The sequence below is a fragment of the Algoriphagus taiwanensis genome, assembly GCF_036245645.1.
Classification (GTDB): Bacteria; Bacteroidota; Bacteroidia; order Cytophagales; family Cyclobacteriaceae; genus Algoriphagus; species Algoriphagus taiwanensis.
On sequence record NZ_BTPE01000003.1, the window covers coordinates 339219 to 352770 of the forward strand.

Annotated in this window: 14 protein-coding genes; 11 read left to right on the forward strand and 3 right to left on the reverse strand. The window is 42.7% G+C overall.

What is annotated here, in order from left to right:
- Positions 1–20 precede the first annotated feature (20 nt).
- The 3 genes from AAA938_RS05815 (at position 21) to AAA938_RS05825 (ending at position 2202) form a co-directional block, all read left to right on the forward strand.
- Positions 21–371 (forward strand): winged helix-turn-helix transcriptional regulator, encoded by a 351-nt coding sequence (locus tag AAA938_RS05815; RefSeq protein WP_338227699.1) that lies wholly within the window; start codon positions 21–23, stop codon positions 369–371.
- Between the two features lie 13 nt (positions 372–384).
- Positions 385–1530 carry a cysteine desulfurase family protein gene (locus AAA938_RS05820; protein WP_338227700.1) on the forward strand — a complete coding sequence of 382 codons (1146 nt, stop codon included), beginning with the start codon at positions 385–387 and terminating at the stop codon, positions 1528–1530.
- A 63-nt stretch (positions 1531–1593) separates the two neighbouring features.
- Positions 1594–2202, forward strand: a complete 609-nt coding sequence (locus AAA938_RS05825; protein WP_338227701.1) for a Uma2 family endonuclease — start codon at positions 1594–1596, stop codon at positions 2200–2202.
- A 14-nt stretch (positions 2203–2216) separates the two neighbouring features.
- Here AAA938_RS05825 and AAA938_RS05830 read toward each other — a convergent pair whose 3' ends face one another.
- From AAA938_RS05830 to AAA938_RS05840, 3 genes are read right to left on the reverse strand one after another with little or no spacing between them, the layout of a single operon-like run.
- Complete coding sequence (locus AAA938_RS05830; protein ID WP_338227702.1) at positions 2217–2807, reverse strand: nucleotidyltransferase family protein; 591 nt, start codon at positions 2805–2807, stop codon at positions 2217–2219.
- Positions 2804–3922 (reverse strand): XdhC family protein, encoded by a 1119-nt coding sequence (locus AAA938_RS05835; RefSeq protein ID WP_338227703.1) that lies wholly within the window; start codon positions 3920–3922, stop codon positions 2804–2806. The genes AAA938_RS05830 and AAA938_RS05835 overlap by 4 nt, the downstream gene beginning before the upstream one ends.
- An 11-nt stretch (positions 3923–3933) precedes the next feature.
- Entirely contained in the window at positions 3934–5193 is a 1260-nt protein-coding gene (locus AAA938_RS05840) for a sterol desaturase family protein (protein ID WP_338227704.1), read from the reverse strand.
- A 143-nt stretch (positions 5194–5336) separates the two neighbouring features.
- On the opposite strand from AAA938_RS05840, the gene AAA938_RS05845 reads away from it, so the two are divergent.
- The 8 genes from AAA938_RS05845 (at position 5337) to AAA938_RS05880 (ending at position 13547) form a co-directional block, all read left to right on the forward strand.
- Complete coding sequence (locus tag AAA938_RS05845) at positions 5337–6848, forward strand: M20/M25/M40 family metallo-hydrolase (RefSeq protein WP_338227705.1); 1512 nt, start codon at positions 5337–5339, stop codon at positions 6846–6848.
- Entirely contained in the window at positions 6848–7999 is a 1152-nt protein-coding gene (locus AAA938_RS05850; RefSeq protein ID WP_338227706.1) for a DUF819 family protein, read from the forward strand. Before AAA938_RS05845 ends, AAA938_RS05850 begins: the two co-directional genes overlap by 1 nt.
- Positions 7996–8415, forward strand: coding sequence for a DoxX family protein (locus tag AAA938_RS05855; RefSeq protein ID WP_338227707.1), 420 nt, complete (start codon positions 7996–7998; stop codon positions 8413–8415). The genes AAA938_RS05850 and AAA938_RS05855 overlap by 4 nt, the downstream gene beginning before the upstream one ends.
- On the forward strand, positions 8415–8888 hold the full coding sequence (locus AAA938_RS05860; RefSeq protein WP_338227708.1) for a hypothetical protein: 474 nt from the start codon (positions 8415–8417) through the stop codon (positions 8886–8888). Before AAA938_RS05855 ends, AAA938_RS05860 begins: the two co-directional genes overlap by 1 nt.
- Positions 8889–8982: 94 nt before the next feature.
- The gene (locus AAA938_RS05865; RefSeq protein ID WP_338227709.1) at positions 8983–11175 is read left to right on the forward strand and encodes a S9 family peptidase; all 2193 of its coding nucleotides are present in this window, start codon (positions 8983–8985) and stop codon (positions 11173–11175) included.
- A 90-nt stretch (positions 11176–11265) separates the two neighbouring features.
- Positions 11266–11553, forward strand: coding sequence for an AbrB/MazE/SpoVT family DNA-binding domain-containing protein (locus AAA938_RS05870; protein ID WP_338227710.1), 288 nt, complete (start codon positions 11266–11268; stop codon positions 11551–11553).
- A complete protein-coding gene (locus AAA938_RS05875) occupies positions 11550–11888 on the forward strand; it encodes a type II toxin-antitoxin system PemK/MazF family toxin (protein ID WP_338227711.1) in 339 nt (112 codons plus the stop codon). Before AAA938_RS05870 ends, AAA938_RS05875 begins: the two co-directional genes overlap by 4 nt.
- 27 nt (positions 11889–11915) lie before the next feature.
- The gene (locus AAA938_RS05880; protein ID WP_338227712.1) at positions 11916–13547 is read left to right on the forward strand and encodes a M1 family metallopeptidase; all 1632 of its coding nucleotides are present in this window, start codon (positions 11916–11918) and stop codon (positions 13545–13547) included.
- Positions 13548–13552 lie beyond the last annotated feature (5 nt).

The following is a 13552-nucleotide window of genomic DNA, read 5'->3' on the forward strand; positions in this document are numbered from 1 at the left end:
AAATGGAAAATTGAGAAGCTATGCCTGATTTCTTATTTAACAGAAAACTGTATTACAACCCGGTGGAGTTTGCCATGGACCGGATAGGAGGAACTTGGAAAATGCCCATTTTGTGGAGATTAAAAGATCGGGTCATGCGCTATGGAGAACTCAAAAAAGACATTCCCCATATCACGCACAAGATGCTCACCAGCCAATTGAGAGAATTGGAAGAGGAAGGCTTTATCACCCGAAAGGTATATCCAGTAGTGCCCCCAAAAGTGGAATATTCTATTACAGAGCTCGGCCTAACTGCTATTCCCATTATCGATACCATTCGAAATTACGGCCTGCAACTCATGGAAGAGTTTGGGGTAGGAGAGAAAAAATGAGCAATTTGAGACCATGAATTACCCCATTTATTTGGACTACAATGCGACTACGCCCTGCGCCCCAGAGGTGATTGAAGCCATGATGCCTTATTTTGGAACGCACTATGGAAATGCCGCAAGCAAGAGCCATCCTTATGGTTGGTTGGCTGAAAATGCCGTGGAAACCGCAAGGGAACAGGTTGCGAATTTGATTGGGGCTCGACCCAAAGAAATCATTTTTACCTCGGGGGCCACGGAAGCTATCAATTTAGGAATCAAAGGAACTTTTGAAGCCTATTTTGGGGAAAAGCAACACTACATCACCTTCGCCACAGAGCATAAAGCGGTGTTGGACACATTTGAAGAAATCGAAAGGAGAGGAGCAGAAGTCACCTATTTAAAGGTCAATACCAAAGGGGAAATCAGACTCGAAGAGCTCCAAGATCCTATTTTGCCTCATACCAAAATGATCTGCCTCATGTGGGCCAATAACGAAACAGGAGTCATTCATCCCGTAAAAGAGATAGCTAAATTGGCTGAATCCAGAAATATCATCTTTTTCACGGATGCAGTGCAGGCAGCAGGAAAAATCCCGGTTTTCACCCAAGGCATCCACTTGATGGCTCTCTCCGCCCACAAGCTGTATGGACCAAAAGGAGTGGGGGCACTTTTTGTTCGGCACAACCATGATTTACCTAAGCCATTGGCCCAAATCCATGGCGGAGGACACGAAAAAGGCATTAGAAGTGGTACGCTCAATGTCCCCGGAATTGTCGGTTTTGGAAAAGCTGCAGAGTTAAGGATGCAGGAAATGAGAACTGAGGCAATTCGCTTGGGAGAGTTGAGAGATCAGCTTGAAAAGGGACTTTTGACGATTTCAGATACTTTTTTGAACGGAAGTCGAGAGAATAGATTGCCTCATGTGAGCAATATTGCCTTTGGTGGAGTAGAAGGAGAGGAACTCCTAAAACGGGTGAATCAAAAGGTGGCAGTAAGTTCCGGTTCGGCCTGTACTTCCATTTCACCCAAACCCAGTCATGTATTGGCAGCGATGGGATTGAGTTCGGATTTAGGAAGAGCTTCTATTCGCTTTTCCTTGGGGAAAAATACTTCCGAATCGGAGATTGATTTGACCATAGATTGGGTGAGAAAGGTTGTTTTTGAGATAAGGCGGCATTAAAAATCTAGAATTCAAGTATTGTCAATCTGAACTTAAATAGTTTAGGATAAGTATATTTAGGTTATGGAAACCAATAAGCCAGATACTGTAAAAGAACCTGATGCCGAATTCGGTTTGTATTCGTATGCAGATTATTTGACTTGGAATTTTGACGAAGTAGTTGAATTGATCAAGGGAATCCGTTTTAAAAAAGCGGCAGCAGCACCCAAACGAATACATCAGAAAGTTTCAGGGGAGCTTTTCCTAAGGCTTGGTACTTTTCTAAAAGGACAAAAATGTCAGGTTTATTCTGGTCCTTTTGACGTTCGATTTACTGATGGACCTGTAGAAGACCGGAAAATCAGAAGTGTGGTACAACCGGATATCTGTGTGATATGCGATCCTGAAAAGCTGGATGATCGCGGATGTATTGGTGCTCCGGACCTGATTGTGGAGATTCTGTCACCCGGAAACAACAAGATGGAACTCAAAAATAAATTTGAGCTGTATGAATCGTATGGAGTCAGAGAGTATTGGATTGTCAATCCTGAAAGCCAAAATCTGATGATCTACACTCTAATAGATGGAAAATACGTTCCTTCCCGGTTACTCACTTCAGGGGATATAGTCGACTCAACGGTGATTGAAGGGTTTAGCTTGGATTTGGATGATTTCTTTAAAGACATAGAGTAGTAATTTTTCAATCTTCAAATCTTCCAATCTTTCAATCTGTACAAATCCTCTTCCGTATCCAAATCCACAGCCCCTAGAGGAAAATCTATTGGACAAACATCCAAGGAATTTTTCAAAATCACTTTTTTGGCCCCTTCAGAACCTTTAAAGCTAAGCATCTCTTCGAAATAAGTTTGGTCAAAAATTGCAGGGACACCCAAGGTTCCTGAGTAAGAATATGCCACAATTCCTTTCCCGGATTTAGCCTTTTCCTCGATCAAACGATCCAAAAGATTACAATCCACAAAGGGCTGATCCACCAACATCAAAATCACCTGCTCGGGCTGCTTTTTTTCCATCAAAAAACGAAGCCCGGCTTGCATACTCGAAGCCATTCCTTCCTCCCATTTCGGATTGACTACAAAGGGAATTTGATCAGCATCAAAGCCGGTTTTGATCAATTCTGGATTCCAACCCAAAACCACAACCATGCTTTCCGCTTTACTTTTTCGGGCTTCTTCGATTGCTTTTTGGATTAATTTTTTCCCTTGAAAATCAACCAATTGCTTGGGCCTTCCTAAACGGGAAGAAGAACCTGCTGCCAAAAGGATAACAGCCGTTTTCATACTCCTTTTTCGTGGATAGGACCTTCTTTGTCTCGAAGAAAAATAGGCTGCTTTTGATTTAGGACTGCCTTGATTTCTGCAAAAATGGACAATGCTATTTCTTCCGAAGTCTCTGCCCCGATTTCCAATCCGATAGGCGCATAGATGTTTTCCATGGATACTTCAACTCCTTTTGAATTGAGTCTTTGGACCAGCTTTTCGGTTTTTCTTTTTGGACCCAAGATCCCGATGTAAGGAATCATACAAGTCAACAACTTCTCCAAAACCACTACCTCGTATTCGAAATTATGGGTCATAAGAAGAGCAACCGTATTCAAATCAGTTTCGATTCGGTCAATTACCTCTTCGGCTGGACCTTGGATAATCTGCTTGGCTTGAGGGAAACGTGATTGGGTAGCCAAATTTTTTCGGCCATCAATAAGAATCAACTCAAAGCCTAACAACTCTGCAAACTTGGCAACTGGAATCGTATCATTCCCCGCTCCAAATAAAAGAACCCGGGTGGCAGGCTTTATAAGTTCAAAAAAAACTGAAATCCCCTCCAAGTCCTCGAAAGTCTGAATTTGACTTTGGCCTCCTTCGAAACTTTGGATTTCATGTTTTAGCCTAAGCCAAAGTTGGGGTGGAAGCTTTTCTGCAGAACCGTATTCGTGATTTCCTTTTTTCAGAAAAACGGTCCCAATCTGCTCAGATTTTGACCTTGGAATAGAAAATACAGTTAACAGCAAGCTGATTTGACGATCAGAAAGCGCCTCCTTTATCAGCTCTATTGGATTTTTGGGATCATTGAGATCAATCGGTTCAATCAGTACATGGATGATGCCATTGCAACCTAAACCTACTCCAAACTTTTGATCATCTTCATCGGTGGTATCGTAGGTGACCAGCATGGATTTCCCTTGAAAAATCACCGTTTGGGCTTTGCGAAGCGCATCTCCTTCTAGACATCCGCCGCTAATCGCTCCGGTTAGGGTACCGTCTTGAGTCACCAGCATGCGTGCCCCGGGTCTTCTGTACGCCGAGCCATCCACCTTAACTACAGTAGCTAAGGCCATAGCTTGATTTTCGGCTTTACAAGCTTCGTAGGCCTGAATGATTTGTTTGAGTTCTTTCATGAATCTCTAGCTCAGCTGGCCAATTGCATTTTTTCTTTTCTGAATGAAAACCAGATCGAAAAAGCCGCAGAAAGCGCCAAATACCCAACAAAAATATAAAGAGAACCAGGCAAAAACTTATTCAATTCAAACCAATCCCCGGTGGTAACCACAAAATACATGGCGTAAGCTACTTTAAGAAGCTCCCATGCCCAAGCGTTTGGATTCCTGTCCATGAGCTCCGTGTAGGCAAAGACTGTCAAGAAAACAAATCCACCGTAGTAAAAGATACCCGGAGAACCAATGGCAGCAAGATTTCCAAATAAATAGCTCAAGAGTAACAGCATCACAATCAATTGCGTAAAGCTCCAAACGAGCATTCCTTTGGTCAGTTGAGGATTGTATTTTTCAAAATGGTAGACATCCTTGATTTTATTGACAGGATACTTTTCGGCTACGTCGGCAGGTCTCCAGCCTAGAGGCATAAACCAGATTTTCAGCTTATCAGACCAGTTTTTGGTTCTCCAAGCATCTTTGATCAAAAGCCAAAGGTGCATGAAATTGATCTTGATCGGGTTCCAAGTCTGGACGGGACGAGTGACTCCATAGACTGCTGGGATTTCCTCTTTTTCCTCCTGATAGGTTCCAAACCACTTGTCCCAAAAGATGAAGATTTGCCCATAATTCTTATCCAAATATTCTGGGTTGATGGCATGATGAACCCGGTGGTGGGAGGGAGTGACGATGATTTTTTCCAATAAGCCCATCCTTCCGATGTGCTGGGTATGATACCAAAACTGGGCAAACAAATGCAAAGGAGCTACAATGGCAATTACCTCAGGCGGAACTCCCAAAATGGCCGCAGGAATCAGGAAAACAGCAAAAATCTTGACAATCGAAGAGATACTTTGCCTTAAGGCGCAAGCCAAATTAAACTCCTCTGAGCTGTGATGGATGATGTGGTTGTTCCAGAAAATATTGTACTCATGTGCGATCCGGTGGGTCCAATACCCTGCAAAGTCCAGGGCAAAAAAGGCGATCACATACACAATCCAAGTGGCTTCAATCTGGAAAAATCCGAATTTGCTGTAAAGCCAGTCATAGGAAATCACCACCACACTCAATCCCAATACATCCTTGGTCACATTGGTCATGCCTGAACTCAGGCTGGAAATCATATCCGTAAGCGGTACGGTGTCTTTATGCTTCCAAATCCCCCAAAACTTTTCAAACAAGACCAACACAAAAAATGCCGGCATCGCTATCAACAAGATCTTTCCGTAGGTTTCCATTTGAGTTTATTATTCTGCTGCTAAACTTAGTCAATACAAGACTTTCATTCAAGACCGGGACTTGAGCTTTGGGAGATTTTGATTTCTGTCAAAACTTATGATTTACCCAAAGATTCCTAAATTCCTTTTCCAAAACACCCGATATGCGAAAATCGTTTTTGTTCCTTTCTTTATTTATTGCAGGAACTGCCCAAGCTCAACTTTCGAAACAGGAAATCATTCAATCTTCTGAAGCCCAGTTAAGGACCTCTTTAATAGAGTTTAGGGAATACCTCACCTTACCCAACAATGGAAAAGTGCCGGAGGACATTCTCCTAAATCTTGAATGGACCCAAACAGCTTTGGAGAAAAGAGGCTTTCAGACGCAAATTTTAACCGGAAATGGAGTTCCCCATCTTTTCGCACAAGGAAAAATGGATCCTGAGAAGAAAACCATTTTGGTTTATATGCAAGTTGACGGCCAACCTGTAGATTCCTCTGCCTGGAATCAGGAAAGCCCCTATATCCCTGAGCTGATGGAGGAAATAGGCGGGAAATGGGAACCGATTAACTGGAACTTTTTGGATGGGAAAATCAATCCAGAATGGAAAATTTTTGCCCGATCAGCATCGGATTCTAAGGGACCTACCATGACTTTTCTTTCAGCTTTGGATATTCTGAGAGAAAGAAATTTAGAACCATCGGTTAATCTGAAATTCATCCTGGACTATCAGGAAGAAATCAGTTCTCCAGAATTGGCACCGATAGTAGCTGCCAATAAGGATCTATTCCAAGCAGATGGGATTTTGATCATGGATGGCACCCGACACTTTTCCAATCTTCCCAATTTGGCTTTTGGTGCCCGGGGCATAGTCACCGCTACTATCAAAGTTTTTGGGGCATCCAATGACTTGCACAGCGGACAGTATGGAAATTTTGCTCCTAATCCTGCTTTCCAGCTTTCCAGACTTTTGGCAGCGATGAAAGATGAAAAAGGAAAAGTCTTGATTCCGGGATTCTACGAGGGGGTAAATATTTCTGAGGAAGATTTTCGGGCCATGAGCGAAATCCCTGAAGACAATATAGAAATGGCTCATGAAATGGGTTTCGCGGAAGCGGAAAAAGTAGGAAGAAACTATCAGGAAGCACTTCAATTCCCTTCACTGAATATTCGGGGATTAAAATCCGGATGGACAGGATCTGAGGTTCGGACACTGATTCCATCTGAAGCAGTAGTAGAAATAGACATTCGAACAGTCAAAGAAACTCCCAATGAACGGCAATTGGCACTGCTTCAAAAGTTCATTTTGGATCAAGGATTTTACCTGATAGAGGGAGAGGAGCCTACGGAAGAAGAGCGTAAAAAATATCCCAAAATCGCTTCTTTCAAAACCCGCAATGGTTCTCAGCCTTTTCGTGCGGAGATGGATACCGACTTTGCAAATTGGCTGGACCAGGGAATGAGACAGGTGTTTGGAGATCAGTTTATCAAGACCCGACAGACCGGAGGCTCTCAGCCCATGGCTCCTTTTATCAATATTTTGGGAGCTCCAGCCGTTTCCGTTCGAATTCCCAATCCTGACAATAACATCCACGGACCCAATGAAAATATCCGAATCGGGAATTATCTGGAAGGCATTCAGACTTGCCTTGGACTCTTAACCCAAGACTTCTGATGGAGCTTAACCCGGATATTTTAGCATCACTTATAGTTATTATTACGGTTGTTTTTGTATTGAAAATCAATCAAATAAACAATCGTGTCATTCAAGGAATTCTGAACTGGTTTCCAGCCATTCTTTTTGCCTATGTCATCCCGGCAGGGTTTACTCATGCTTTTGGCTGGGACCTTTCGGGGGTGGTTTTGCACTCTTGGAGTCGAAACTGGATTATCCCGATCACCCTTTTGGCAGTGATGTCTGCACTTCCATTGCGGCAGTTGGCGATTGTGGGGGCGAGGCCTTTGATCTTGTTCTTTGCGGGGAGTCTTTTTATCGCCACACTTCCGGTAATCTTGGTTAGTGCCTTTACCCTCTTTTCTCCGGACAATCAGGCAATATTTATTGATCAGGATTACTGGAAAGGTTTGGTTCCGATCGTAGGTGGGTGGATCGGAGGCAGTACTTCTCAATTGATCTTGAAAGAATTGGCCCAAACCCCTGAGAATATCTTTCTGTCTGTGTTGGTTTTGGACAATATTCTAGTCAATATCTGGACGATTTTGATGTTTCAGTTTATCAAAAAAGGGGAAATGATCAGCCAATGGATGGGCATAAAGGACCCTTTGCCTGCAAATCTTGCTTCCGCAGACCAAACCACAGGGAAGAAAATCTATCCTTGGGCTATTTTTTTGGTATTTGTCAGTTTGGCAGGAATCACTTTTTGGCTAGAAATTTCATTCTTAAATCTGGTCATTAGTTTATCCATTTTGGGAATGATGCTCGGTAATCTGGTGCCTAATTGGAATACGGGCTTTTCTTTGAAATTAGGCGGTGTCTGCATCGTTTTGGTAATGGCCATTCTTGGGTTGAGGCTGGACTTCAGCAATCTGACTTTACCTTTCTCCTTTGTCGGTTTGGTTTTAGTTTGGCTGATTCTACATTTTCTGGGGATGATCCTTGTTTCCAGAGTTTTGAGATTAAATCTGATTTGGGTTCCAATAGCATCCATGGCCAATTTGGGAGGAATTTCTACCGCTCCGGCGGTTACGGCTGCCTATCGGAAAGACCTTATGCCGCATGCAGTGCTCCTGGCCATCCTGAGTATGGTGACCGGCACAGCCTGGGGGATGTTGACCATTTACTTGTTTTCCAACTGGATTTTATGACAAGGATTGGAAAACTGTATCAGCGCGAATTTCCTGATTTCGGAACCTTAATTCTCCGCATTGGTTTGGGTATTTACATGTTGAAAGCCAGTGGAAGTTACCTTTTCGAAGGAAAAATGGGGGAGTTGATTGGTTTTTTGGAAAGTCTAAACTGGCCAATTCCCGATATTTTGGCCCCACTTTCTCAAGGAGTGGAATTCATTTCGGCCATCCTTGTTTTAGCCGGAATTCGGTTGGGAGCCTTTTCCATGGCATTTACCTTATTTGTTGCTGTGGTCTTTGCTCATGGAGGTAGAATTCTAGAAGATGGGCAATTGCCGTTTATGTTGGCTACCTGTTTCCTGGCTTTAGGATTGATCGGGTCAGGAAAGTTCAGCATGGATTATTATTTGTTTGAAAGAAAAAGAAACCTGTGATGGAAATCCCCAGTCTGGCTCAACTCAAGAAAGAGCTCAGTTATCTCTCGGAGAAAGAATTGGTCGACTTAATTACCGAATTGGCCAAGTTTTCAAGAGACAATAAGGCCTATTTGTACTTCAAACTCAATGAGCGAGACATGCCTCAGCTCTTCGTCAATGAGGTGAAAGAGGAATTGGAGGAAGCTTTTCAAACGGCAAACACCAAGAACTACTTTCTGGCGAAAAAGTCAGCACAAGCTATTCGCAGGAAATTGAATAAAGCATTGAAGCTGAGTAAAAACAAAGCTGATCAGGCTGAATTGATCCTTTATTTCTGTGAGCAAATGAAGAAATCCGAGTATCTCAAACATCACCATCCTGTTATTGATAATCTTTATCGAGTTCAAATTGGTAAAGCTGTAAAACTGATTTCAACCCTTCATGAGGATTTGCAAAGCGACTTTGAATATCGTCTTGGAGAATTGGAGTAAATTCCAATAAAGACCTAGTGGGTCCTCGTCCATTCCTATCTCCACTCCACAAAGTTTGTTGGGCAGACTTAGAATTTCCTTTTATTTTCCGCTTATGAATCCACTTCGAAAAATCCTCCTCAGTTGGCTGTTTTTCAGTCTAATTCTTATTTCATGCCCACTATCAGCCCAAAACTTCCAATGGGGTCCAGATGGCAATTCCTATTTTCAGTTGGAACAAAACCAGCTGGTAAAATATGTTCTGCCTTCCTTAGAAAAACAAGTCATACTTTCTGAGGCTGATTTGACTCCTCCGGGTGAAAGTGCCCTTCGAGTCAGAGATTTTTCCTTTTCTCAAGACAATCAAAAACTACTCATCTACACCAATACCAAGCGGGTGTGGAGATTGGATACCCAAGGGGAATACTGGGTAATGGATTTACAGTCCAAAAGTCTAAAAAAGACCGGAAAAGGCCTTCCGGCATCTTCCCAGCGTTTTGCCAAACTTTCTCCTGATGCAACCAAAATCGCTTATGTCAGTGAATTCAATCTTTATGTTGAGGATTTGGCTTCCGGTATAATCACCCAATTGACAAAAGACGGAAACCGAAAACTGATCAACGGAACTTTCGATTGGGCTTATGAGGAAGAATTTGCCTGTCGTGACGGATTTCAATGGAGTCCGGATAGCCAAAAGATTTCCTTTTGGCAGATCGATGCCAATCAGATTCGGGATTATTACATGATGAATTTTACCGATTCGGTCTATTCTCAGGTGATTCCGGTGGAATATCCCAAGGTAGGGGAATCGCCTTCTCCAGCCAGAATTGGAGTGATTGATTTGGCTTCGCAAAAGACGACTTGGCTGAATATTCCCGGTGATCCTCAACAGCATTATTTGCCAAGAATGGAATGGAATAATCCAGATTTAATCCTGGTTCAACAGCTCAACAGAAAGCAAAACCACAGCAAAATCTATGCTGTGAATGTTTCTGCTAACGAGGCCAAAGTGATCTCTGAGGAAAAAGAAGAAACTTGGATAGATGTCCTTTCTAACTGGGAAAATGTCTATGGATTGACCTACAGACATGAACTTAAGTGGCTAAATGATAAGAAATCCTTTCTTTGGTTTAGCGAAAAAGACGGCTGGAGACATGTGTATTCCATCGGTCTGGATGGCAAAGAAACCCTCTTGACTCCGGGCGATTACGATGTGATCAATTTGCTGCATCTAGATGAAAAGGCTAAAATGGCTTACTTCCATGCTTCTCCTGAAAATGCTACCCAAAAGTATTTGTATCGTATCAAATTGGATGGAAAAAGCAAGGCTGAACGAGTCACTCCAGCTCTTTTTGAAGGAACTAACACTTACACCATATCCCCTTCTGGCCAGTTTGCTTTGCATCAGTTTAGCAATTCCTTCACACGGCCATCTTCAGAATGGATCAGTTTAGCTAAGCATGCGCCTTTGGATGCAGATAAGAGCATTGAAGCCAATTTGGCTCAAAATCAGGGACCCAAAACCGTGGAGTTCTTCAAAATCAATACCGCTGACGGTACCGAAATGGACGGATTGATGGTCAAGCCAACCAATTTTGACCCATCCAAAAAGTATCCGGTGGTCTTTTATGTCTATACCGAACCTTGGGGTGCCACTGTAAAGGATGGCTACGGCGTGGCCAGAAACCGAAATTATGACGGCGATATGGCTGAGGATGGCTATATCTATATTTCCGTTGACAACCGAGGTACTCCAGCACCAAAAGGGCGTGCTTGGAGAAAGAGCATTTACCGAAAAATCGGCCGTCTGAATATCTCAGATCAGGCAGAAGCAGCAGCACAGATTGTCAAATGGGATTTTGTGGATCCTGAGCGGGTTGCTGTTTGGGGACATAGTGGGGGAGGTTCAGCTACTTTGAACCTAATGTTCCAATACCCAGAAATTTACAAAACCGGTATTTCTTTGGCAGCAGTGGCTAATCAGCTGACTTATGATAATATTTATCAGGAAAGATACATGGGTCTTCCTCAGGAAAATCTGGAGGATTTTGTCATTGGTTCTCCGATGACTCATGCCAAGAATCTTCAAGGCAATTTGCTTTACATCCATGGCACAGGCGATGACAATGTCCACTATGACAATGCCGAGATGCTGATCAATGAGCTGATCAAACACGGCAAACTTTTCCAGTTTATGCCTTACCCAAATCGTTCGCATGGAATCAACGAAGGAGAGGGCACCACTGCCCATTTGAGAAAGTTGTACACCGACTTTTTGAAAAGGTATTGTCCTCCGGGGGGAAGGTAGGATTCCGATTTGGAATTGGAGATTTGAAATTTGATGCTGATAAAGCACTTATTTTGTTATAACTTAGTTATTACAATAAATTTCTGATTTATGGAAAAGACCCTAACGACAGTCGGAAACAGCAAAGCTTTGATAATTCCTGCGGATTTGATCAAGAAATACAGTTTAGAGACTGTGATAATTGAAGAAACTGCTGAGGGGCTATTGATCAAGTCTGCGTCAAAGGATAGTGGTTTTCAGAAAAACCTAGACCGCTTGAAGAGGTATAAAAATGAGATTTACAGTCAAATGGAGCTTGAAGTAAATGATCCTGAGGTCAAGGAATATTATTCAAATCCCGACACTAATTTCTCAGACACCGACCCTGATATCAAATGATTCGCTCCAAAGAGGTTTGGTTAGTCGACTTTGCACCACAAATTGGCCAAGAAATCAACAAAGTCCGCCCAGCAGTGGTAGTTAATCATGATTCTGTTGGAAGCCTAAAATTGAAAGTGGTTGTTCCAATCACTGATGCCTTAAAAAGCCCAAAACAATGGTTGGTAGGAATTTCCCCTTCAGAAACCAATGGATTGATCAAAGAAAGTATGGCCGACTGCTTTCAAATAAAGTCCATTTCAGAGGAACGGTTTATCCGGAAAATCGGTGAGCTATCCAATGAGGAGTTTGATTCAGTCAAATTGGGTTTAATCTTGGTATTAGGTTTATTATAATTTTAAAGACAGTTTAAAAACCCATTTATGATTCGCTTTAGGTTTCTAATAGTTCTATTTTCATTTCTATCCATAGGTCATGCCTTTGCTCAAAAATCCTTCACCCGAGCGGATACACTCCGGGGCAGTATCACTCCTGAACGGGCTTGGTGGGATTTGAATCATTACCATTTAGCGGTAGAGATTTTCCCTGAAACCAAATCCATAAAAGGCTCAAATACAATTCGATACAAGGTCTTGTCTGAAAATCAGGTTATACAGCTGGATTTGCAGGAACCTTTGAAAATCACTTCTATAATTCAGGAAGAAGAGAAGCTGGATTTCAAAAGGGAAGGTGCTGCTCACTTTGTGACCTTGAAGAAAAAGCAGATTCCCGGAAACTTTGAGGAGCTGATTGTTTCTTACGAAGGGCAACCCAAAGAAGCGATTCGACCTCCTTGGGACGGGGGAATTACCTGGACAAAGGATTCCAACGGAAAGCCATTTATCGCCTCCTCCAACCAGGGAATCGGTTCGAGTATCTGGTGGCCACTCAAAGACCATCCAGCTGACGAGGTAGACAGTCTGATGATCAGCGTCACGGTTCCGGATGGACTAATGGACGTGTCCAATGGGCGATTGGTGGAAATCGAAATAGGTGAGGGTAAAAACACCTACCATTGGTCTGTAGTCAATCCCATCAATGATTATGGGGTAAATATCAATATCGGTGACTATGTCCATTTCGGAGAAAAATTCGAGGGTGAAAAAGGGACTTTGGACATGGATTACTTTGTTCTCCGGGAAAATCTGGAAAAAGCCAAAGTCCATTTCAAAGATGCCCGACGAATGATGGAAGCTTTTGAGCATTGGTTTGGGCCGTATCCGTTTTATGAAGATGGCTTCAAACTGGTGGATGCGCCTTATTTGGGCATGGAGCATCAAAGTTCCGTCACTTATGGCAATGGCTACCAAATGGGCTATTGGGGAAGGGATTTGAGCGGAACAGGTTGGGGATTGAAGTTTGACTTTATCATCATCCACGAAGCCGGGCACGAATGGTTTGCCAATAACATAACCTACAAGGACGTGGCTGATATGTGGATCCATGAGAGCTTTACCAACTATTCGGAAAGCCTCTTTTTGGATTACCACTATGGAAAAGAAGCCGGTCAGGAATATGTCAGAGGTACTCGGATGAATATTTTGAACGATCGCCCAATTATTGGAACCTATGGAGTCAATCAGCGTGGTTCGGGAGACATGTATTACAAAGGAGGAAACCTCCTCAATATGCTTCGGGAAATCTTAAATGACGATGAAAAATGGAGACAGATTCTCCGAGGCTTAAATCAGGAATTTTACCACCAAACGGTCACCACACAGCAAGTGGAAAGCTATATTTCCCAGGCCTTTGGTATGGACCTTAAGCCAATTTTTGACCAATATTTAAGAGATTCACGAATTCCGATTTTGGAATACTATTTCACTGAAAATCAAACCCTAAACTATCGATGGATTTCCTGCCTGCCCAATTTTACCATGCCTGTGGATGTAGAATTAGGAGGAGAGAAGCTCAGAATTCAGCCAAAAGCAAGCTGGAGTCAGGTTCAAGTCAAAAATGAGAGTGATTTAAAAGTAGATCTAGATTACTGTGTAGGGGTGGAAAAAATGCGATAAAAATA